Genomic DNA, 23,653 nt, shown 5'->3' with positions numbered 1-23,653 from the left:
ATTCAATAATTATAAAGTTATATTAACACCAAACATTACTGTACGAGGAAGAGGGAATAATCCTAAATCTACGCCTCCAGCCCATCCATAATTATAATATATACCATTATCTTTTGCATCATTTCCAGACCAACCTCTTTCAGGATCCATACCATCATATTTAGTAAAGGTGTATAAGTTGTTAATAGAAACATATACGGAAGCCCTCTTAATAAAATTGGTTTTCTTCAACAGTTTGTCGAAATGATATCCAAGGGTTAGATTACTTACTCTCAAATAGTCCGCATCATGCATATATATATCTGATATTAACATATTATTTGCACTGGTAGTATAAGTCAATCGTGGTATCCTGTTAGAAGTTCCTTCACCATGCCAACGGTCAAAAATTTGAGTTGTATAGTTTTGCCATGGACTATCAGCAAACGAACGATAAGACTGCATTACCTGCATACCAAATTTTCCTACTAATGTAGAGTTTACATAAAAACCTTTATATTCTGCATTCAATTGTATACCTAATTCAAAATCAGGCTGATACTTCCCCAACATCACCTTATCTTTTTCGTCAATTATTCCATCATCATTCTGATCAACAAAACGAACGTCTCCCGGCTTACGAGCAACACTTTCTTCATCTCCACCTATCTTAATTGGTACTCCTTTTGAAGTTACATACGCATCTACTTCTTGTTGGTTTTGGAAGATCCCTGTAGTTTTATAGCCATAGAAAAATCCCATCGGATGACCAACTTCTATACGCGAGATATACGAAGTCCCTTGTGAAAGAACATCAACAGGCCCGGTAATAATTCCTTCTGCATTAGCTATACGAATAACTTCATTTTTATTATGAGCTCCACTTAGAGTAACTCCATATTTGAAGTCATTGTAAGAGTCGTTCCAGTTTAAAGCAATCTCATATCCAGAGTTACGGACATCACCACCATTTACAAATGGAGCATCTGCTCCATTTGTACCTAAAATCGGAGGTTGAACGAGCCAGTCCTTAGTAGTTTTAACATAGTAGTCGAAAGTTAATCCAAGCCTAGAGGCCAAGAATCTAGTATCTAAACCGACATTAACCTGTTCTGAGGTTTCCCACTTAATATCAGGATTAGGAACATTTGCAGGAAGTGCTCCTGCAGATGGCACCTCTTTGTTTGAACCAAAATAATAACCATTATCTACATATCTGATATTCGAAGAATAAACAAAGTTTGGTATACTTTCATTACCATTCTGTCCCCAGCTAGCTCTTAATTTACCGTAATTCAACCATGATGAAGTTGATTGCATAAATTCTTCTTCCGTAAAATTCCATCCTGCCGAAACAGACGGGAAGTATCCCCAGCGATTACCGCGAGCAAAATTGGAAGAACCATCAGCACGGAATGTAAAGTCAACCATGTATCGTTCTTTGAAATTGTAGCTTAAACGGCCAATGTAAGAGAATAGTCCACCTCCTTGAGCCCACCAGTCTGCACCTGTTGTTGATATTTGAGAAACAGTCGTCGGAACTTCCGCATTATTTAAATATGCATGATCGAATGAGCCCGGATATTTTGAATTAGACTTATGACCATTAAGTTCTGTATTGGTCATATTTTTGACCCATTCTGTACCTAATAATCCACTGATTTTATGATCATTTATTTTTGTTTCATAAGATATAGTGTTGGTCCATGTTGTTGCTGCTCCCATATTCATACCTTGGTCAATACCATCCGTTGTATTCTCTTGAAATTTACCTAGCATATAAATTGGAGCGTACGACCTGCTTTTACCAAACCATGAATTAACACCAAATGAAGACCTGAACTTTAATCCATCCATTGGCTCAAATACTGCGAAAACGTTTCCTACAATTGTGTTACCACTTCCTGCATTGTATTGGTGACGGAAATACATTCTTGCTAAAGGATTTATAAGATTAGCAGAAATACCCTCAAGAGCAGGTCCATAACCCCAAGTCTTTGGCAATATATTCTCATTCTCTGTCCAATATGCCGGTATTAATGGTGTAGAAACTAAAGCGTCATGCAAGTCGTTCCAATAGATATTACCATTGGCTACAGATCTGTTTATAGTATTTGTGTAAGTTACATTTTCACCTACTGTCAACATTGGTTTAGTACCTCTTTTCAATAAAGTAAATTCGGTATTCATCCTTCCGGTAATACGCCTATAGCCGGCATCCGTCACATTTCCTCCAACAATACTTTTCTGGTCATAATATGAAAATCCAAGAGCATAAACAACATCTGTACCCGATCCGGTAATATTGATTGTATGGCTCTGAACAGGTGCATCTTTTTGAGTGATTTCATCCACCCAGTCTGTCCCTTTCCATCCCGATTGGAGTCTGTCCCAAATATACTGGCCATACTGCTTACCTACATTTCCGGCAAAAACATTAGTATTGTCCAAATATGTATTATCATTTATCATCTTATTCTTCCAATCGAAAAGAGGAAGCCCTTCATTAGAACGCGCTTCATCAATAATATACATATATTCCTGAGCATTCAGAGCGGGTAATTTTTTATAAATATTTTGGACGCCGAAATACCCATCATAGGTTATTGTTGGAGAAGAGTTCTTCTCCCCTCTTTTTGTAGTTACTAGAATTACACCATTCGCCGCACGCGAACCATAAATAGCTGTAGAAGCTCCATCCTTCAATACATCAATAGACTGAATATCAGACGGGCTAAGATAATCTATCCCCCCTACGGCTACACCATCTACGATGTAAAGAGGATCGGAATTACCAATGGTACCCATACCACGAATCGTAACTTTTGTTCCCGATCCAGGTGCTCCACTATTACGTGTAATGCTAAGTCCCGGTGCTACACCTTGGAGAGCTTCCATAGCTGTAGTCGGCTTGACTTCTGTTATCTTATCTCCTTTTATATTCGTATTAGCTCCCGTTAACAGAGCTTTTTTCTGTACACCATATCCAACAACAACAACTTCATCAAGTTCTTTTGCTGATTCTATCAGAACAACATTTATTTGTTTCTGATTTCCTACTTTTATTTCCTGACGGATATACCCTACATAGGAAAATACAAGTACATCGTTGCTATTGTCAACTTTGATTGAATATTTTCCGTCAATATCGGTCAATGACCCAACCGCTTTACCCTTAAGGGCAACAGTGGCTCCGATGATCGGTTCTCCTGTATTGTCAGAAACTACTCCTGTAATCTCTTGTGAAAACAATTGAATGTAACAGGATAATGTTAATAATAATAACAAAATTTTTCTCATGCTTAATTAATTTTGCTGAATTCAATTTGCTGATTAATGCTACTAAATTCTGTTTTGTTTATAAATTCTTTGACTGAAGTGAGATGATTCGTATTTTTCTAGAGTCTTGTATATAGACTTATGCTATCGGTAAATAAGTTCTCTAGTAAAATGAGGTAAATTGTATTTATCTTATGATATAATGAAATAAGTTTGTTTGTTTTTCTCACTCTTATGCAATCGGTTAATGTTTTTCATACTAGATTTTCGTTAGCCATGTCTATAAGGTTTTTGGTTTAGTTACAATAAGTTAAATATAAAAGAACCATAAACTCTTTATTCTTTCAGTAACAGGGCGGCTTCTTTTCCCTTGAAGACCAAAAGGTTTAAATATTTACGATTCTGTATCATTTGATTATGAAAATTTTAAATTATTTGAAAACGATTCAGGAGAAAACATTCTTCATATTTGCTAGGTCTCTATAAAGTTTTACATATAAAAATATGTATTCTGGGAATTGGTATTTATAAATAAGGTAATTAGATTAATTCGAAAACGGTATAAAGGACAATCTTCTTCTCTCCTTTTACCACATAGATATTCTTAAATTATTCTACCATGATCAGATTTAGGATTAAGTTAACATGTAAGAGAAATAGGTAACTCTTGTTTTTATTCGTTAACACAAAAATAGGGTTGATGTTTTTGTTTTTACATATTTTCACTACAACAAAAACTCAAAAAAGAACTAAATTAAACACTACATCAATACTACACATAAAATTTAATTATCTATATATAAGATATATATAAAATTTAATAAGATTTGTATAATTTCCACATAGATCAAAAAAGTATATCTAAGTCGTCCGAAAATAATATAAAGAATAACTCCTTGCCCAATTTTAAAAATCTAAAATAGTAGTAGTATCAAAATTATATTGGTTATTTTTCCTAATCGATTTAAGCTAAATACATAGCACTTTCACTACTACAAACAGAAGATATATCATCTGTATATCAAACTATTAAAACAAAAACAAACTTTACACCCATTTTTTATAATTATATTTGTATATTTGATACCAATAGGAATATAAATGTAGAGATCCAGAACAAAACATTAACTTCATATGATATCAACTGCCCATTTGAAATTTCGATAGTTAACCATATTTTATAAAAAAATATAACAATAAAAATTAAATTCAAATATATAAGAGGATTTATCCAGTAGTAGCGCAACTCGATGGATCATATGATAAACACATCGTTGGGAAGATGAATAAACACATACTATGTTTTATATTTTCAGTAATAATTGGAATATCACTAGTTGTTCCTGCACATTCCACGTCTATCTGGCAACGTAAAATCACGAATTATGAACGAAGCCAATACAAAGCCGGATTTCAGAACTGGATGATAACACAATCTGACAAAGGATGGATATATTCGGCAAACTCAAATGGCTTGTTAGAGTTCGATGGAGTAAACTGGACATCATATCCAATAAGAAATAATGTGATACGAATTATTAAAATTATTGATAACAATATATATATTGGCGGGAGTTCCGAATTTGGTCTTTTTAAACCAAATGCAATCGGTCAGCTAACATACCGCTCCCTATCAGACAAATCAAAAAATTGGGGAGGAGAAGTTTGGAATATAGAGGATGGGGGAGATGTGATCTACTTTATAAGTGAACGTTATATCCATATATACCACAAGAAGGTAGGAAATGTCAGCATGATAGATTCCGATACAAAAATAGACTGTTCTCTTTTACATGAAGGAACATTGTATCTGGCAACACCGAATGGAATCTTTTATCTAAACTCGAATAACAAACTAACATTTCTGGAAGCATCCGAACCATTGAGTGGGCATAAAATTGTAAGCCTATTATCATACAATAAAGATATATTAGTAACATCGGCGAAGAAAGGTTTATATCTGTTAAATAAAAGCAACATACAACAAGTTAACTCCATAGCTGATAGCTTCATACAGAAGAATCAATTATTTAGCACAGCCATATCAGGATCAAAAATCGCTATTGGATCAGTCCAAAACGGCGTCATCATATTCGACCTAAAAGATCCGTTCTACAAAGAAGAGTTTAATATTAATAGTGGCTTAAAGAATAATACAGTTTTAGGGTGTTTTTTTGATAGTAATCAAAACTTATGGCTCGGACTTGATAAAGGAATAAGCTATATAAGCCTCAATTCTCCAATTAGTCCATTATTTGCAACAGTATCACCGATCGGCACAGGATACAGTAGCGCGATGTACAATAATGAACTATATTTTGGGACTAACCAGGCTCTTTATAAGCTGGATAAAGATAATCGGTATCAATTAATAAAAGGCTCGGAAGGGCAAATCTGGTCTACCAACATAATAGATAATACGCTCTTTAGTTCGGGGGATAATGGTATAATGGTAATAACCCCCACAGAGACGTACAAAATAGACCTTCTAGGAGCTTGGGAAACTCATGCCCTAAGCGAAGACAAGAATAAGCTTATGGTTGCTACCTATTCGGGATTCTGTATTCTGAAGAGGGAAAATGGACGTTGGATGTTTTCACATAAAATCCCTGAATTTAGAGACTCATTCCGAGGATTTATAGAAGATGACGAGCCCTATAATTTTTGGGTAGCAAATGCGAATGGTACCATGCGCCGACTAACCTTCGATAAAAATTTTGAAAAAATAATCCGATACAAGACCTATACGCTAAACAATAATGCTTTCGATTCCAATATTATTATCAGGAAGATAGAGAACAACCTGGTTATATGTACCCGCAACGGAATACTCCAATATAGCCGGATAACCGACTCGTTCGATCATTATACTCAACTCGAGTTGATGCTGGAAGGACCAAAGTATTATGAATTTCTCTATCTAGATAAATACAAAAATATTTGGTTTGTTGCCGATCGCAATCTAAAAGTTTTAGCATATAGCGAAGGTAAATACCAAGAATATATACATAACTGGGGGCTTTCGAACGAACTGATAGACAGCTATGAAAATATAAACATGATCGATCCCGAAACTGCAATTGTAGCCGTCGATAATGCCTTTGCAAGAATAGACATGTCAAGAAAAAATGGTAAATTCTCAACTATAAATACTTACATCCGAGAAATAACTTGTAGTAAAAACGACAGTATCTTAAGCTATGGCAGCAGCGAAAAAAGACTTTCATTGCCATACTCATTAAATTCTATAAAAATAAATTTTGCAGCAACCTTCTACGATCATTCCTCAGATATATTATATAGCTTCAGGCTGAAAGGAATAGATGACGATTGGAGTATCCCCTCGACCAATACTGTTAAAGAATACACCGGTCTCCACGAGGGTAAATATGTTTTCGAGGTAAAAGCATTTATTGATGGCAACCCCGATTCTTCGAGCATTACGTCATTTAGTTTTACAGTCCACCCCCCTTGGTACAGGTCGGTACTAGCTTATTTGCTCTATTCATTAGCTATAGTGATTTTAATACTTATCATCTATAAAAAAACAATCAGTAAACAAAAGAAAATTATACATCAGAAGGGCGAGGAGCTAATTGCTCAAACCAGACGCTATGAAGAAGAAACAAAGCTGAAAGATGAAGCAATATATGAGCTACAAAACGAGAATCTGAAAAATGAATTGAAATATAAAACGCAAGAGCTAAATGGTTATATGCTGAATGTGATCCGTAAAAATGAAATGCTCGAAAATGTGAAACGAAACGCATTAAATATATCCAAAGCCATTGATGAAGAAAAACAAATAAGTACAATCAAACAAAAAGTCATGAGCCTAATCAGTCAGATCAATACCAATATTGAGCATGACACTGACTTCGAAATATTCCAATCAAACTTTGACCTGATACATCAGGATTTCTTCAAACTGCTTGACGAACGGTTCCCTAATCTGACACGCAATGATAAAATATTGTGTGCATACCTCAATATGAACCTTTCCTCGAAGGAAATAGCGCCACTGCTCAACATATCGATACGGGGTGTAGAAGTAAACAGATACAGATTACGAAAGAAAATGGATCTGGATAGAGATGTGAATTTATCAGACTTCCTGCAAAGCTTGAAGCAATACGTCTGACATTTTGACAACAACAGGTAGACCAAAAGACGCTGAGAATATTCAGACCTATTCGATTTTCACTGTTTAACTTACAAACATTGATATTTTGTCGTAAAACATATTGAGAAATATACTCAATATATTTTAGGATAAAAATATAAATCTTATCTTCGAGAGATGTAACCAAGAATCAAACATCATGGACATCAGACTTGATAATAGATTACCCGAATATCCGTCTTTTGTTGAAGGGATACGCCGTGCACCCGATAGGGGCTTTAGGCTCAGTGCTGCTAAGACAATAACAGCACTTAAAAATGCTTTGCGATATATTCCCGTCGAATTACATGAAACCTTAGCTCCTGAGTTTCTCAAAGAGCTCAAAACCCGGGGACGCATCTATGGATACCGTTTCCGTCCACAGGGAGACATCTTCCCGAAGTCTATCGACCAATATAAAGGAAACTGTATTGAAGGAAAAGCCTTTCAAGTAATGATAGATAACAACCTTTGCTTCGATATCGCATTATATCCGTACGAGTTGGTTACGTATGGCGAAACAGGGCAAGTTTGTCAAAACTGGATGCAATATCAATTGATTAAAAAGTATCTTGAAGTACTTACAAGGGATCAGACCTTAGTTATTGAGTCCGGACATCCTCTTGGTCTATTCAAATCGAAGCCTGATGCTCCGCGAGTCATTATCACAAATTCCATGATGGTGGGCATGTTCGACAATCAGGCTGATTGGGAAATTGCCGCACAGATGGGTGTTGCCAACTATGGGCAAATGACAGCCGGAGGATGGATGTACATAGGACCACAAGGTATAGTACATGGCACATTCAATACATTACTAAATGCCGGACGCAAAAAATTAGGCATTCCTCAAGATAAGAACCTGGGAGGCTATCTGTTTGTTTCATCAGGGTTGGGAGGCATGAGTGGAGCACAACCCAAGGCTGCTGATATAGCGGGTGCTGTTTCTATTGTAGCTGAAGTAGATCTCTCTCGTATCGAAACACGTTTCAGACAAGGATGGGTACATCATATAATATCCGAAGCAAAAGAAGCTTTTGATATGGCTAAACAAGCTCAAAAAAATAAAAAGCCTTGTTCCATAGCTTATCATGGCAATATTATTGATTTGCTGGAGTATGCAGAAAAAAATCAAATTCACATAGACCTACTTTCAGATCAGACCTCCTGTCATGCAGTATACGAAGGCGGCTATTGCCCTGTTGGGATATCATTTGAAGAGAGGACAAGATTATTAAAAGAAGATAGGCAAACATTTCACAAGCGAGTAAACGATTCTCTTAAACGTCATTTTGAAGTTATCCGCAAACTAGTTGCTAAAGGTATATATTTCTTCGATTATGGTAATTCTTTCATGAAAGCAATATACGACTCGGGTATAAAAGAAATATCTAAAAATGGCATCGACGAAAAAGATGGCTTTATCTGGCCTTCGTATGTGGAAGACATCATGGGACCCGAATTGTTCGATTATGGATATGGACCTTTCCGTTGGGTTTGCCTCAGCGGAAAGCACGAAGACCTCATCAAAACAGACCATGCAGCAATGGAATGTATCGATCCTACACGAAGAGGACAAGATAAAGACAATTACGAATGGATTCGCGAAGCTGAAAAAAATCAACTGGTAGTTGGTACACAGGCACGTATCTTATATCAAGATGCTCTAGGAAGAATGAATATTGCTTTGCGTTTCAATAAACTGGTTAGAGATGGAGAAGTCGGCCCGATAATGTTAGGACGCGATCATCATGATGTAAGCGGTACAGATTCTCCATTTCGGGAAACAGCAAATATAAAAGATGGCAGCAATGTAATGGCAGACATGGCTGTACAATGTTTTGCCGGAAATGCAGCAAGGGGAATGAGCCTCGTTGCGCTTCACAATGGTGGAGGCGTTGGCATTAGCAAAGCCATTAACGGAGGATTTGGATTAGTTTGCGATGGTAGTGAACGAATTGACGAAATTATACGTTCATCTATGTTGTGGGACGTGATGGGTGGAGTAGCACGCCGTTCGTGGGCACGAAACGAACATGCAATCGAAACTTGCGAGTCTTTTAATGAGACTCACAATGATGGTTATCATATCACAATACCCTATATTGCAGACGAAGAATTAGTAAAGAATATTATAGAAAATAATTAATGAAGAAACTTATCACAATTATACTTCTGCTTTTATCAGCTAATGTTTTTAGTCAGAATATAGACCTAAAAAAGATAGCCGAGCAAATTACAGAAGAAGGAAAATACCTTTACCGGCTCGAAATAACAGCATGGCATGGGACAGATATTTTTACAAAAAGCTTCAAAGAGAAAGAGCGGATCGGTGGATATTTCTCCTATATTGATAATGGAACTGCAAAGTGTTTGTTCTTTTCAAGAAGCGCAAACCCAAAAGTAATCGGAGTCGTTTCGTTCGGAGATATTAAATTAGTAGAAACAGCAACTATAGACTTCAAGGAACGAGACTTCAGGGAAGATGAAAAGCTGCTGTTTACTATACGGCAAAAAGCTTTAGCCGAAATACAGGAAGACAGCGTCCTATTCAAGACATATAGCAATACAAGCTTCAATCTTATCCCCTATATCCGCAACGGAGAAAAGAGAGTATATGTATTAACCGCTCCAAAGGTTACCGGAGTAATGCTCTTCGGAAACGATTATCTGCTAACGTTTGACGAACAAAACAATGTGAAAGAGAAAAAAGAAATTCACAGAAATCTAATTCCTATCGACTTTGACGGAGGAAAAGATGCCGTAGTCTCTGTTCACTCTCATGCTCCTGAAACAGGTGACTTTATTACGCCTACTGATATTTGTACGTTGATGCTTTATGCACAATATGCCGGATGGGACACACATATCGTACTTTCCGACAATTATGTGAGTATATGGGATTGTGATACAGAATCACTTACCTTGGAGACAAGAGCAGATTATGATAAAACGAAATAAGCAGGATATACATGAAAACCATTTTACTTTGCTTGCTTTTCATTTCTATTGGGTGTAAATCTCAAAAGATAGGCTTATCAAAAAGAATTTATGAAGTCCAAAAAGAAATTTGTGGAGATAAAGAGTATTTAAAAGTATTTGAAAAAAATAGAAATGAAGTCTTATGGATACAGAAGATTGAAAGAATGTATAACGATACTGTATATTTAATAGAAGAGCATTACTATAGTGATGAAATTATTCCAATACAACACATGTATCATGCTATGTTTTGGAATAAAAGAGAAGCTAAAATGATATATTCCTATCATAAAAAAGATAAGAAGATAAAAATGTCTATAGAAAAACCTGAAGAAAATGATATTCTATATCATTTAGTAAACAATTGGGATACGATACAAATAAAAAAAAGAGCAATATACGAGAATCCGTTAGGTGGAGATGTCAACACAATTGTTACCCGCATTATAGTTAGTAATAAACAGATAGAAAGTCTTTGCTTTAAAACATTGTTTTAATAAATCGAATATCATGAGTTCAAACAAAATCGTTGAATGCGTACCAAATTTTAGCGAAGGACGCGATCTTGAGAAAGTAGAAAAGATCGTAAATGCTTTCCGTGCCAAGGAAGGAGTTAAGCTGTTAGACTATAGCACCGACAAAGACCACAACCGCATGGTAGTTACTGTAGTAGGCGAACCCAATGCTCTAAAAAAAGCAGTGATAGAAGCTATAGGCATAGCAGTACAAGTAATAGACCTTAACCACCACAAAGGACAACATCCCCGTATGGGAGCTGTCGACGTAGTTCCTTTCATCCCTATCCGCAATGTAAGCATGGAAGAAGCCGTCAACCTCTCGAAAGAAGTAGGACAGGAAGTCGCCGAACGCTATGGATTGCCGGTATTCCTTTACGAAAAAGCAGCATCTGCTCCTCATCGCGAAAATCTGGCTACAATCCGAAAAGGAGAGTTTGAAGGACTGAAAGAAAAGATGACTCTACCCGAATGGAAACCCGATTTTGGTCCCGGTCAGCCACACCCAACAGCCGGAGGTGTTGTTATAGGGGCACGCATGCCGTTGGTAGCATACAATGTAAACCTGAGTACCAACAAGCTCGAGATAGCAGACGCAATAGCAAAGAAAGTACGATTCTTAGGAGGTGGCTTACGCTTCTGTAAGGCTATGGGCGTGGAACTGACAGAAAGAGGAATCGTACAAGTATCGATGAACCTGACAGATTTTACGAAAACAGCGATATACCGTGCTCACGAATTAGTAAGAATAGAAGCAAATCGTTACGGAGTATCTGTAGTAGGAGCGGAAATCATCGGTCTCGTTCCGATGGATGCGCTGATAGATACAGCGGCTTACTATCTGGGGCTTGAAGATTTTTCGACAAAGCAGGTACTGGAAACACATTTGATGGAGTAGACTTTCCTTGTCATTCTGACCAAAGGGAAGAATCTTTTGTCTCAATAGAGTCGAGATGTTTCGTTACACTCAATATGACAATAATGGATAACACATGAAAAAAGGAAACATCATTATAAAAAACGCAGCACAATTAGTTACTTGTTCCGGCTTTTCGGCAAAGAAGGGGAGAGAAATGTCTAACCTGTCGATCATCGAAAACGGATCGGTCATTGTCACAGGGGGTATAATTACATTTGTTGGCAAAAGTGCAAATTGCCCTCCGCTGTCAGATTTTCCCGAACATACAGTCATTGACGCTACAGATAAAGCTGTACTCCCCGGATTTGTGGACTCTCATACACATTTTGTTTTCGGAGGCTATCGTGAAGAAGAATTCTCATGGCGTATGCGTGGCGACAGCTATATGTCTATCATGGAGCGGGGCGGGGGAATACACAATACAATGACAGCAACCCGCAATGCTTCTTTTGAAGAACTGAAAGAGGCCGGACGCAAAAGGCTCGACAAAATGTTCGCTATGGGTGTAACCACTGTAGAAGGTAAGAGCGGTTATGGAATGGATAAGGAGACAGAGCTTAAACAACTGGAAGTGATGAAAGCTCTGGACGAAGAACATCCCGTAGATATCTTAAGCACTTTTATGGGAGCACACGCCACACCACAGGAATATAAAGGCAAAGAAGATGCCTTCTTAGACTACCTGATAAAGGAAGTGATACCTTTAGTAAAGGACAAAAATCTGGCGGAGTGCTGCGACATATTTTGCGAAAAGAATGTATTTGACATACAACAATCACGAAGATACTTAACAGCAGCTAAGAATCTCGGCTTTAAACTAAAAATACATGCAGATGAGATCGTGACACTCGGTGGGGCTGAACTGGCTGTAGAATTAGGTGCATTATCGGCAGACCATCTGCTACAGGCATCAGACAAAGGAATTGCAGATTTAGCAAATAGCAATACTGTTGCGACCTTATTGCCATGCACCGCATTTTCTCTGAAAGAAGATTATGCACGAGGCCGATATATGATAGACTCGGGCTGTGCTGTCGCTTTAGCCACAGACCTCAATCCGGGAAGCAGTTTTACGAATTCCATACCTCTGTTATTTGCTTTGGCATGCATTTATATGCAGCTTTCGCCCGAAGAGGCTGTTACTGCACTCACTATAAACGGGGCGGCAGCTTTGGGAATAGCGGACAAGATTGGTAGTATTGATGTGGGCAAGCAGGGCGATTTAGTGATATTAGAATATCCTTCTTACAAGTTTCTACCTTACCATATAGGAATGAATATTGTAGAAAAAACAATTAAAAATGGAGTTATTTTCAATTAAAAATTAATTTTCAGGTTTAAATTTATCTATTATAGAGTATTTTATATTAAGTTAGAGGGATAAAAAAGTAACAACCTAAAACATCAAGAAACTGTTACTTTTGTTACTTTTTAACAATTAAGCGTTTTACTATGCAGAAACAATAAAATCTATTATAAAACTATCTTGGTTGTTGTTTTAATATATTTTATCATGCTGCCGGTAAGAGACATTCCATATACTAATGGAAAAGGAAATGACAAAAAGAAAGAAAAACATATTGCTAATAATTTTTATCTTTCCGATAACTATCATTATTGGTATGTTATATTTTGTCAAACTGGGTGGATACTTTATTCTAAATAAAGCGGAGACAGGTGTATATATAAATGATATTAAGAATAGTCCCGAGCTGCCAAATAGATTCTATGAGATATACAATATAATCTATCCGGATGCTTTGGATAATAACGCTTGGGAACATCTCTTAAATAAAACGTTAGAGAAAAATGATTCCCCGTGTGCATGTGAGAAAGTGATCTCCATAAGCTGGTATCCCCTACACACAAAGACATCTGAAATAATATTACTCACATCTTTGACAGAAGATTACGCATCACAAAAAGAGTGCTTGAGATACTATGCCTCAAAATTTGTATTCCCTAATAAAATAATAGGAGTGCGGAATGCTGCTGTACAATATTTTCATAAACAAATTTATTTCTTGAGTGATTCAGAGTTTACAGAACTCATATTAATAATGAAAAATCCATTCATTTATAATAAAAAACGCTATCCGAATAGAGTGCGAGCAGACATAAATAATATTCTTAAGAAATTACATAATTCTTAACCTTTTAAATTGTAGTACCATGCTAGTAAACCTATCAGTTAAAGATTTTTTAGCAAAGACAGCAGGAAATGACCCTGTACCCGGAGGAGGTAGCATTGCAGCATTAAATGCAGCAATAGCATCAGCATTGACAGAAATGGTAGCCAATCTTACCATTGGTAAAAAAAAGTATGAAGACAAAGAAGGATTGATGAAAAAAATTGTCGCTATAACAGAAAACTATAGGGCAAGCTTTATGAAAGATATAGATGCCGATTCGGAAGCATATAATAATGTTTTCGCCGCATTCAAACTCCCCAAAGAAACAGACGAAGAAAAAACAGAACGCAACAACCAGATACAGGAAGCAACCAAAATTGCAGCAGAAATACCAATGGAAGTAGCCCGCAAAGCCGTGGACATAATGGATGTTATAGCTCAGGTAGCTGATCAAGGTAATCAGAATGCTATAACGGATGCCTGTGTAGCTATAATGACAGCCCGCACTGCTGCGATAAGTGCTATACTGAATGTAAAAATAAATCTTTCCTCGATCAAAGACATAGAATATGTAGCGCTAATGACACAGGAGGCAAACTACCTGGAGAGCGAAGCCATCATGAAAGAACAGGAGTTATTGAGTAGAGTAAGCAAAATACTATAAGTTTATGAAGAATGTCTATTATATCGGTTCCGGAGAATTGGACTTCGAGATCATTGAACAAATAATCAACAAGAACCTTAAACTAGAATTAGCCGCTGAGGCTAAAGATCGTATACAAAAGTGCAGGGATTATCTGGATCAAAAAATAAAGTCGCAAAAAACACCGATGTATGGCATTACCACAGGTTTCGGTTCGCTCTGCAACAAGAACATATCTCCGGATGAGCTTACACGTTTGCAGGAGAACCTTGTTAAATCGCATGCTTGCAGCGTAGGTGAAGAAATATCTCCTGTTATTGTCAAGCTGATGATGCTTCTCAAAGCTCACGCCTTATCATTGGGGTATAGCGGAGTACAGGTTATTACCGTTCAGCGAATAATCGACTTTTTCAACAACGATATTATCCCGATCGTTTGCGATCGTGGTTCGTTGGGAGCATCAGGCGATTTAGCTCCACTGGCAAATCTATTCTTACCCCTTATTGGTGTCGGTGATGTTTATTATCAGGGACGGAAACGTGAAGCAATGAGCGTTCTCGATGAGTTTGGCTGGAAACCAATCCGCCTGATGAGCAAAGAAGGGCTGGCTCTACTAAATGGAACGCAGTTTATGAGTGCCAATGGTGTCTTCGCCATGTTGAGAGCATTCAAACTATCTAAAAAAGCGGACTTAATAGCTGCCCTTTCACTCGAAGCTTTTGATGGCTGCATCGATCCGTTTTTGGATTGTCTCCACCAGATGCGTCCGCATAAAGGACAAATAGAAACCGCCGATAATTTCAGAAAACTACTTGAGGGAAGTGAGCTTGTCGCCAGGGAAAAAGATCATGTACAAGACCCTTACTCTTTCAGATGTATCCCTCAGGTACATGGAGCAACAAAAGACGCTATAAGATATGTAGCCTCGGTGTTGTTGACAGAGATAAACTCAGTAACGGATAACCCGACCATCTTCCCCGATGAGGATAAAATTATATCGGGAGGAAACTTCCACGGACAACCCCTCGCTATTTCGTACGATTTTTTGGCAATTGCCTTAGCGGAATTAGGAAACATTTCGGAGAGACGTGTGGCTCAGCTGATTATGGGATTGCGCGGACTGCCTGAATTTCTCGTGGCTAATCCGGGTGTAAATTCAGGGTTTATGATACCTCAGTATGCTTCGGCTTCGATGGTTAGCCAGAATAAGATGTATTGTTATGCTGCATCGAGCGACTCTATTGTTTCATCCAATGGGCAAGAAGACCACGTGAGTATGGGTGCCAATGCTGCGATTAAGATATTCAAAGTAATGGATAACTTAAATCATATACTCGCCATCGAATTGATGAATGCGGCTCAGGGAATAGATTTTCGCCGTCCCGCAAAAACATCACCTATACTCGAAAACTTCCTCAAAGAGTATCGCAAAGAAGTAGCCTTCGTAAACGACGATATCGTTATGTATAAGGAAATACACAAGACTGTAGCTTTTCTGAATAGGATATCATTTGAGTTTATGGACTGAGAATTTGTCGTTTAATATAAAACCGATAAAAAATATAGTAAAGTAAATATTTGCATTACAGTACTGTCAAGATCAATAAGTTAAAATAACTTCATTAAAATCTCTTTAGTATGTGATTTTTAATCGGAAAGATTGTCTTATTAAATATAACATATTACAATCTAATATTTGATACTTAATCTTCTCATACTATGCGCAGATATGACATTGACAGTTTACGTGTAATTGCCTTTGCTCTATTGATTTTCTATCATGTGGGAATGTTTTTCGTTCCGTGGAGTTTTCACATAAAAAACTCGGTGATATATGAAGGAACTGTTTTCCCGATGCTTTTTCTCAACCAATGGCGGTTGGCTTTACTCTTTGTAATATCAGGAATGGGAACCTACTATGCTCTGACAAAACGAAGTGCTATCCAGTTTGCGATAGAGCGTCACAAAAGACTCCTAATTCCACTTATCGTAGGTATGATCTTTGTCGTTCCACCGCAAGTTTATTTCGAGCGATTAGACAAAGAGCAGTTTAGCGGCAGCTACTTCGATTTTTGGCCTAAGGAAGCCTTCATCGGATCATATCCCGAAGGAAATATATCGTGGCACCACCTATGGTTTATACTTTACCTACTGATATTCTCTATGGTAATGCTTCCGGCTTTTCTTTATCTGCGTAAGCATCCCGAAGCATGGCTGATAAGAAAACTAAAAACCGTCGTATCAAAAACTTTTGGACTCTATATATTCATCATACCGCTCTTCTTATGGCAGTTATTTTTAGCTCCTTACTTTCCGCAGACAAATGGGCTAATAAATGACTGGTACAATCTTGTTAATTATTGCACATTCTTCTTCTTTGGTTATCTGTTGATTTCATTGAAGGATTCCTTTTGGGATGCAGTAACTAAAAACAGGCTGAAATTTCTGATCAGTGGTGTTATTGGGTTTCCTCTGCTGATGTGTCTTTGGTATGTGATCGGTGATTTTCCCCTCAAGGGTGAGGTGCAAGCTTTGGTCAAGGTTTTTAATGCCTGGTCGTGGATTTTAACGTTGATTGGTTATGCTGCTGTATACCTCAACAAACCAAGTAAAATAGTGACATACGGAAACGAAGCTGTATATCCATTTTATATCCTGCATCAAACAATTATTATTGCTCTGGGATATTATCTGAAGTATGTCGATATAGGTTTCTTTCCTAAATTCTCGATTATGGTGATAGGTACATTTACTATCACATGGGTGATATACGAATTTGGGATAAGACGCTATTCTATCATAAGGCCTTTGTTTGGGATGAAGCCTAAAAATAAGAATAAGGCTGATATATAAAAAAACGGCTAAAGGAGTTCAGATTATCTTCCTTTAGCCGATCTTTTATAGTTTTTTTATTTCTCTGCCAGCAAATCGTCTACTACTTTATTGAAGTCTTGTTTAAACTCCTCATAAAACAGTCCGGTAGCAGGACCATTAAATCCGGTGTGTATCTTTCTTACAATACCTTTCTTATCGATAAAGATAGTAGTAGGATAACCCATTATTTTACTCACCTGTGGAAGAGCCTTAGCGGTAGCATCATCACCCAGCTTGCCTGCAAACAGGATTTCATAATCTACATTATATCGTTTCACCAAGCGCGAGAGCACAGTCTTTACATATTCCGGATCATCTTTACGTTCAAATGCCAACCCGATGATTTCAACGCCTCTCTTACTGTTTTCTTTATACCATGGAGTAGATATTCCATTTCGTCCAAGCAGTTCGGACACCAACTACCAAGGATAGATACAATTACCACCTTGTCTTTGTAACGAGGATCGGATAAAGAGACTTTCTGTCCTTCTACATTAGGGAATGTAAAATTGAGGCGATCCTCTCCTTTCTTCATATAAGCCAAACTATATGGATCCGCAAGAGCAGCTTCGGCATTGCGTTTACCAACAAGTTTTGTTACACCTCGTGTGGTATAGAATTCTCCTGTGAAACTATCATTTCCTTCAAACTTTCCTTTTATCAGATATGGGCTAAGACCCGCAAATGCAGAAAACTGAAAGCCATCGTTTGTCAAAGCTCCTTCGAGATAACGAAGGTCTCCTGCATTGGTCAGAATAGAGCCGGTAAGAATATTTTTATCCTGACTGAAAATTCCTACATTGTGAGCAGTATCTCCTTTTTGTCCTATAAACTGGATATCCCATTTACCGGCAAGGGAAATCTCTGTAGCTTTGTCCGCAGCTTCAAAGCGCGGAGCATCACTTTTTTCTGCCGAGAAAGATACACCCTCATCGTTATCTATAAATAGCTTTTTGAATTTCCCTTCAAATTTACCATTGGCTATTTTACCTGTTAATACAGCATCATAAGCCAATATCGGAATAGTTACGGTATCGTTTGAGTAAACCACACCTTTGAGTGGAACACGCTCTGCCCCGTTTATCAGATACACGGTTGTTGAGTCTGTTGCAGAACCTTCGACGTCAAACAAGAATGGAAATTTCTGATCTGAAATAGAGAATTCACCTCTCCATTTTCCATCTGTCAGCTTATGTTCCGACGCCTTATTAGAAGACATTAGTACAAATGCAGCAGCCATCATTATTAAATATTTCTTCATATCTTTATTATGCTTTTGTTTGATGTAAAGCTACAAACTACTTTTTAAACACCCACAATTTTGTTTCTATTTTATCATTACCCTGTGCAGAGAGAGCTTCTTGATAGTTGGCTTTATTCACATTCTGTTCCTTAGTAGGATAGTATAAACGTCCCGGAACACCCCCATCTCCAAACAACGGATCGAAACGATATGTTACTCCTGCGCCATCTATCGTCCCTTGAAATACAACATCTCCTTCTTTTACCAAGAATGAAGGATAGCCTGTACGGCGATATTCACTCCATGACTCAAGACCTTGCATATAAAGAGCGATATACTTTTGTGTCAAAACATTCTCTTTACTAGCAGCAGGAAGAGACTCCAAATAAGTATTCACATTGTCGGCTGAGACTCCCCACTTTTCGAGAGAAGCCCGAACACCTGATGAATAATCAGCCTGAGACCAAGAATTATATTCTGAGACTAGGAACTTTACTTCGGCATATTCCATCAATACCTCAGCATAGTTTGCCGCATTGATAACCGCTCCCGGCAAACTCACTCCTGTTGCTGCGAATTTACCCGCCTGATCGTTTGCTAAGCCATAAGGAAGTCCTACATAAGTATTAGTAGCTGTTGCCGGTAAGGCATATATCGGTAAACGAGGATCTGAAACGGGCAAAATTGCATTCTTCCCTTGAAGCAGATCCACAAAGATATTAGATATCGCAAAGTCTTTCCGGTTGGCTGTAACCGTAGCTCTATATAAAGGAGCTTCGTTAGGAGAAGTAGTAGAATACTTGAATGCTGCATTATCAGCATTACTTGTAAACACACCTTTACTCAATGCATCCTGAAAGTGCTCTTGATACAAAGCCTGATTCTTATCTTTTATACGTGTAGAAAAGCGTAGGCGCAGCGAGTTTGCAAACTTTGCCCACTTCTGATTGCTACCTGCATAAATAATATCGGCCTTGCCAAAAGTTGTTTCCGATTGATATTTGATCAATGTATCTCCGGCTGCTTTCAACTCGCTCAATATGTCCGCATAGATTTTCTCCTGCGATGCATACTTAGGGGTTATATTCTCAGGATTTTGTTGTAGTGCCTGAAAATCTTCATCTTTATTACCGTAAGATTGATAAGGGATATTCCCAAACACATCGGTAAGAGCATAGAATGCGTACGATTTCAATACACGGCTTATCGCTATCTGAGTAGCATTGCGTCCTGCACCATTAGCGGTTGCCACATCTTTTGTTAAAGGATCAGTATTCAACTTTACTACCTCTTCCAGATTATTTAATGTTTTATATAACCCTTTCCAGTAATCATCAGAATAACTGAAAGGAATATCATATCGCGATTGGGTAGTATATGTATTCTGAGAAAAATACTGAACAAACAACATAGAACCTCTCAACGATGCCTGTTCGCTACGGAGATTATCAACCAGCAATTTCTCCACAGAAGTGATTAAAGAGGTGGTTGGCACTGATGTTGGGCGGTTGGGATCTTCATTTATATCATCAACACAAGAGGACAATAAAATTGAAGCGAATAAGCCTAATATATATAGTTTATTAATTTTCATACAGATAGTTTATTTTAAAATTTGAAACCAAGATTTATACCGTAGGTCACAGGAGTAGGTAGGTTACCGCCTTCTATACCTTGTACATTACCACTACTATTGGTCAGTTCGGGATCGATATCCTTGCTCTTGGTATAAATATTCCATAAGTTGCGGGCATAAGCCGTTACGTTTATAGTCTTAACTTTCCATTTTGGAAGATTGAATGTATATCCAAGAGTTAACTCACGAAGTTTAATAAATGTAGCATCAAAAACGGTATATGCTGTTGGTCCGTTATACTGATTCTGTGCCCATGCCTGAGCAGTTACACGCTTGTCGTTTGTAGCCGTATTAGAAACAGTATATGTTCCGTCGGCATTAAATACAACATTACCGGTAACGCCATCAAGTACAATACCATCTTCACGAATATTATTTGCTGCTGTAGATTCTAAGATACCTGAGTACATACCCACTTTGTAAGTCTGAGAGAAGAATTTACCTCCAACCCTCGAATCAATCAGGAATCCGAATGTAAAATCTTTGTATCTCAGCTGGTTCTGGAAACTCCACAAGAAATCAGGCAATACGCTCCCAAGCGAAGCAAACTGATCGGTACGCATATATACGCCATCACTGTTTACTACTTTCTTTCCATCAGGCGCATATACAAAATCATAGCCTTTTATCTGTCCGTAACTCTCGCCTTCTTGTGCGACAAGCGAAACCAAAGTATTACTCAATTGTAATGTATTGACTGCATCAGACAATTTGATAATTTTATTACTGTTTTTTGAGAAGTTTGCAATTGCTGTCCAGTCCCAATCTTTTTGACGGATCGGATTCACGGTCAACGTAGCCTCAATACCCTTGTTGTTTATCTTCCCTGCATTGATCAATTTATAACTATATCCGAAAGCATCTGATGTAGGTAATTGTATGATCTGATTACGGCTATTATTATTGTAATAAGTAACATCCAATCCGATCAGATTATTAAATAATTGCAATTGCAATCCTGCCTCCCAAGATGATGTAATCTCAGGCTTTAGATTAGGATTATTTAATTTATCTGATAAAGTATAAGATATATTTCCGTCAAATGCATTCAAAGCCTCATAAGTTTTATACAACTGATAAGGATCAGTATCGTTACCAACTTCTGCCCAGCCTAAGCGGACTTTACCGAATGACAGCCAGTTCTGATCTTTAAATGCCGGAAGCTCTGTGAATACAAAAGATGATGTAAGGGATGGGTACAAGAACGAATTATTATCTGTAGGTAAGGTCGATGACCAGTCGTTACGGATAGTTCCATCTAGGTACAAAATACTTTTCCAGCCATACGAAACACTTCCGTATACTGATGATATTGCTTTCTTATAAAGACCTGTAGACGGGTTTATAATGACAGAGGAAGCATTATTCAAGCTATAATATGCCGGAATCATAAGTCCGCCGGATGTTTGTATATCGCTTACACGTCTGTTACGTCTCATATAATTGGCCCCAAGGTTAGCGATTAAAGAGTGATCACCCCAACGGTTATTTGATGTTGCCAAGAATTCATAATTAAACTCATCAAACTTTTGGGAATATTCCTGATACATCGACTGCGAACGAGAGTAATATGCAATACGATCTTGCGAATTGTATTGATACACATCACCATTTATACGTCCTGTCAGACTCAACCATTTAGTCGGGGTAATCACTAAACCTATATTACCATACAACCTGTCTCTGTTCTCTTTCAGATAACTTTCGTAGGCTGACCAATAAGGATTATCTATATATTTTGTTTTCTCGGCAGCTGTTGTATTTTCCCAGCTTGTACGATTCCATGCACGAGGTGTACCATCGGCACGTTTATATTCACTTAATCTTTTATAATCTACCTGTACTTGTCCCCATTGATATGCTTCGAGGATAATATTACGGTTCGAAGCTCCTGTCCACGGACGACCTGTAGATTTATTATTTATATAGTTTACATTTCCGAAAAATGAAACCAGATCTCCTTTTGTACTACCCGATATATTCACTGCATTTCTGCTCAAGGAAGAATTGGGTACTGTACCTTTTACATTCTTATTGGTAAATGATACACGAAATGCACTACTTGATGAATTCTTTGAGAACGCTATATTATTTGTATTGGATACTCCTGTACGAAAAAAATCGTTAACATCATTCTTTGGATAAACCCAAGGCTCAGGATTCAAATAATCATTGGCATACTCAGGATCGAGATTATACCAGTGTAATACAGGTGTCCCGTCGAGCTTTGGACCCCAGCTCTCATCAGCCGCGTAATCTACCACATTGTATTCTTTTCCGTCTGTGGTTACCTTTTGGAACGAAGTACTATATCCACCACCATATAATTTCTGACGTTTGGGCAGCCTTACTACATTTTCAAGCTCGATACCCGTATTTACCTGAATATCTAAACGATCAGTATTACTACTGCCTTTCTTTGTTGTGATGAGTATCACACCATTTGCTGCACGTGTTCCATAAAGAGCTGCAGCCGAAGGGCCTTTCAAAACATTTATATCTGCTATGTCGTCCGGATTTATATCCTGTATTGTACTTCCAACATCTTTTCCTGCACTACCATTAATTGTAGAAGAGGTATTCATGTCGGTATTATCGAGAGGTACTCCGTCGATAATATACAATGGCTGATTATTTCCTGTAATCGAATTTATACCACGCAGCGTTACACGAGAAGATCCTCCCATATTTCCTCCACTAGATATAACTTGCAAGCCTGATATTTTTCCAGAAAGAGCACTCAACACATTGGTTGGTCTTGTCTCGAGAGCTTTCCCGGATACGGCTTGTACGGCATAACCCAAAGCCTTTTTTTCGCGAGGGATATTTAATGAAGTCACTACAACTTCATCCAATTCGGTACTATTTTCTTTCAAAACCACATCTATCGGTTTGTTCGATAATACTTCAACCTGATGTGTTTCAAATCCTAAATATGAGAATATCAGAATTTCGTTTTTTTTCACTGATATGGAGTAATGACCATCTATATCCGTCAGGGTTCCCGACTGAGCATTACCCTTCACTTGTATTGTCACCCCGGGCAGGTCTGTACCTCCAGCATCTGTTACATGTCCTTTTATAGTGTATATGTCGCCTGTTTGTGCGGAAACAAATAAAGTAAGAACAGTAAATAATAACAGTAACTTTAATTTTCTAAAATTTAGCATAACCTTTTTATAATTTAACTCAAACAATCTTTATAGATATATTAGATATTTATTTGTTAAAAACAGATAATATCTATCACAAAAGTATAATGAGCAAATTAGGTATGAAATCCCCTTGA

15 protein-coding genes are annotated in these 23,653 nt (G+C 37.6%); 10 read left to right on the top strand and 5 right to left on the bottom strand.

Annotated features, from left to right (window positions below):
• Positions 1-9: 9 nt before the first annotated feature.
• The gene (locus B3P17_RS13725; protein ID WP_252637106.1) at positions 10-3,279 is read right to left on the bottom strand and encodes a SusC/RagA family TonB-linked outer membrane protein; all 3,270 of its coding nucleotides are present in this window, start codon (positions 3,277-3,279) and stop codon (positions 10-12) included.
• 1,261 nt (positions 3,280-4,540) lie between these two features.
• Between B3P17_RS13725 and B3P17_RS13720 the strand changes: the two genes are divergently transcribed.
• The 10 genes from B3P17_RS13720 to B3P17_RS13675 all read left to right on the top strand — a co-directional run bounded on the left by B3P17_RS13720 (position 4,541) and on the right by B3P17_RS13675 (position 17,464).
• Positions 4,541-7,399 (top strand): triple tyrosine motif-containing protein, encoded by a 2,859-nt coding sequence (locus B3P17_RS13720; protein ID WP_252637104.1) that lies wholly within the window; start codon positions 4,541-4,543, stop codon positions 7,397-7,399.
• A 181-nt stretch (positions 7,400-7,580) separates the two neighbouring features.
• The gene (locus B3P17_RS13715; RefSeq protein WP_006841512.1) at positions 7,581-9,569 is read left to right on the top strand and encodes a urocanate hydratase; all 1,989 of its coding nucleotides are present in this window, start codon (positions 7,581-7,583) and stop codon (positions 9,567-9,569) included.
• Complete coding sequence (locus B3P17_RS13710) at positions 9,569-10,381, top strand: hypothetical protein (RefSeq protein ID WP_252637102.1); 813 nt, start codon at positions 9,569-9,571, stop codon at positions 10,379-10,381. Before B3P17_RS13715 ends, B3P17_RS13710 begins: the two co-directional genes overlap by 1 nt.
• 11 nt (positions 10,382-10,392) lie before the next feature.
• Complete coding sequence (locus B3P17_RS13705) at positions 10,393-10,899, top strand: hypothetical protein (protein WP_135106648.1); 507 nt, start codon at positions 10,393-10,395, stop codon at positions 10,897-10,899.
• A 13-nt stretch (positions 10,900-10,912) separates the two neighbouring features.
• On the top strand, positions 10,913-11,815 hold the full coding sequence (gene ftcD, locus B3P17_RS13700) for a glutamate formimidoyltransferase (protein ID WP_252637100.1): 903 nt from the start codon (positions 10,913-10,915) through the stop codon (positions 11,813-11,815).
• A gap of 94 nt (positions 11,816-11,909) precedes the next feature.
• Positions 11,910-13,157 carry an imidazolonepropionase gene (gene hutI, locus B3P17_RS13695; RefSeq protein WP_252637098.1) on the top strand — a complete coding sequence of 416 codons (1,248 nt, stop codon included), beginning with the start codon at positions 11,910-11,912 and terminating at the stop codon, positions 13,155-13,157.
• 301 nt (positions 13,158-13,458) lie between these two features.
• Positions 13,459-13,989, top strand: coding sequence for a transglycosylase domain-containing protein (locus B3P17_RS13690; RefSeq protein ID WP_252637096.1), 531 nt, complete (start codon positions 13,459-13,461; stop codon positions 13,987-13,989).
• Positions 13,990-14,008: 19 nt separating this feature from the next.
• The gene (locus B3P17_RS13685; RefSeq protein WP_252637094.1) at positions 14,009-14,632 is read left to right on the top strand and encodes a cyclodeaminase/cyclohydrolase family protein; all 624 of its coding nucleotides are present in this window, start codon (positions 14,009-14,011) and stop codon (positions 14,630-14,632) included.
• Positions 14,633-14,636: 4 nt separating this feature from the next.
• Positions 14,637-16,139: a histidine ammonia-lyase gene (gene hutH / locus B3P17_RS13680; protein WP_252637092.1), complete on the top strand. Its 1,503-nt coding sequence runs from the start codon at positions 14,637-14,639 to the stop codon at positions 16,137-16,139.
• Between the two features lie 191 nt (positions 16,140-16,330).
• Positions 16,331-17,464 carry an acyltransferase family protein gene (locus B3P17_RS13675; protein ID WP_252637090.1) on the top strand — a complete coding sequence of 378 codons (1,134 nt, stop codon included), beginning with the start codon at positions 16,331-16,333 and terminating at the stop codon, positions 17,462-17,464.
• A gap of 56 nt (positions 17,465-17,520) precedes the next feature.
• Here B3P17_RS13675 and B3P17_RS13670 read toward each other — a convergent pair whose 3' ends face one another.
• From B3P17_RS13670 to B3P17_RS13655, 4 genes are read right to left on the bottom strand one after another with little or no spacing between them, the layout of a single operon-like run.
• On the bottom strand, positions 17,521-17,820 hold the full coding sequence (locus B3P17_RS13670) for a hypothetical protein (RefSeq protein ID WP_291105895.1): 300 nt from the start codon (positions 17,818-17,820) through the stop codon (positions 17,521-17,523).
• Complete coding sequence (locus B3P17_RS13665) at positions 17,784-18,746, bottom strand: peroxiredoxin family protein (RefSeq protein WP_291105893.1); 963 nt, start codon at positions 18,744-18,746, stop codon at positions 17,784-17,786. Before B3P17_RS13665 ends, B3P17_RS13670 begins: the two co-directional genes overlap by 37 nt.
• Before the next feature lie 37 nt (positions 18,747-18,783).
• Positions 18,784-20,322 (bottom strand): SusD/RagB family nutrient-binding outer membrane lipoprotein, encoded by a 1,539-nt coding sequence (locus B3P17_RS13660; protein ID WP_291105891.1) that lies wholly within the window; start codon positions 20,320-20,322, stop codon positions 18,784-18,786.
• 14 nt (positions 20,323-20,336) lie between these two features.
• On the bottom strand, positions 20,337-23,534 hold the full coding sequence (locus B3P17_RS13655) for a SusC/RagA family TonB-linked outer membrane protein (protein ID WP_291105889.1): 3,198 nt from the start codon (positions 23,532-23,534) through the stop codon (positions 20,337-20,339).
• Between the last annotated feature and the right edge of the window lie 119 nt (positions 23,535-23,653).

This window comes from Dysgonomonas sp. UBA7630 (assembly GCF_002483985.1).
Classification (GTDB): Bacteria; Bacteroidota; Bacteroidia; order Bacteroidales; family Dysgonomonadaceae; genus Dysgonomonas.
This window is presented reverse-complemented; position numbering and strand designations above follow the sequence as displayed.

Bases quoted from the DNA above. Each gene is read 5' to 3' on its own strand.
- B3P17_RS13655 (WP_291105889.1), bottom strand. From the start codon at position 23,534: ATGCTAAATTTTAGAAAATTAAAGTTACTGTTATTATTTACTGTTCTT.
- B3P17_RS13725 (WP_252637106.1), bottom strand. From the start codon at position 3,279: ATGAGAAAAATTTTGTTATTATTATTAACATTATCCTGTTACATTCAA.
- hutI (WP_252637098.1), top strand. From the start codon at position 11,910: ATGAAAAAAGGAAACATCATTATAAAAAACGCAGCACAATTAGTTACT.
- ftcD (WP_252637100.1), top strand. From the start codon at position 10,913: ATGAGTTCAAACAAAATCGTTGAATGCGTACCAAATTTTAGCGAAGGA.
- B3P17_RS13690 (WP_252637096.1), top strand. From the start codon at position 13,459: ATGTTATATTTTGTCAAACTGGGTGGATACTTTATTCTAAATAAAGCG.
- B3P17_RS13705 (WP_135106648.1), top strand. From the start codon at position 10,393: ATGAAAACCATTTTACTTTGCTTGCTTTTCATTTCTATTGGGTGTAAA.
- B3P17_RS13675 (WP_252637090.1), top strand. From the start codon at position 16,331: ATGCGCAGATATGACATTGACAGTTTACGTGTAATTGCCTTTGCTCTA.
- B3P17_RS13715 (WP_006841512.1), top strand. From the start codon at position 7,581: ATGGACATCAGACTTGATAATAGATTACCCGAATATCCGTCTTTTGTT.
- B3P17_RS13660 (WP_291105891.1), bottom strand. From the start codon at position 20,322: ATGAAAATTAATAAACTATATATATTAGGCTTATTCGCTTCAATTTTA.
- B3P17_RS13685 (WP_252637094.1), top strand. From the start codon at position 14,009: ATGCTAGTAAACCTATCAGTTAAAGATTTTTTAGCAAAGACAGCAGGA.
- hutH (WP_252637092.1), top strand. From the start codon at position 14,637: ATGAAGAATGTCTATTATATCGGTTCCGGAGAATTGGACTTCGAGATC.
- B3P17_RS13665 (WP_291105893.1), bottom strand. From the start codon at position 18,746: ATGAAGAAATATTTAATAATGATGGCTGCTGCATTTGTACTAATGTCT.
- B3P17_RS13720 (WP_252637104.1), top strand. From the start codon at position 4,541: ATGAATAAACACATACTATGTTTTATATTTTCAGTAATAATTGGAATA.
- B3P17_RS13710 (WP_252637102.1), top strand. From the start codon at position 9,569: ATGAAGAAACTTATCACAATTATACTTCTGCTTTTATCAGCTAATGTT.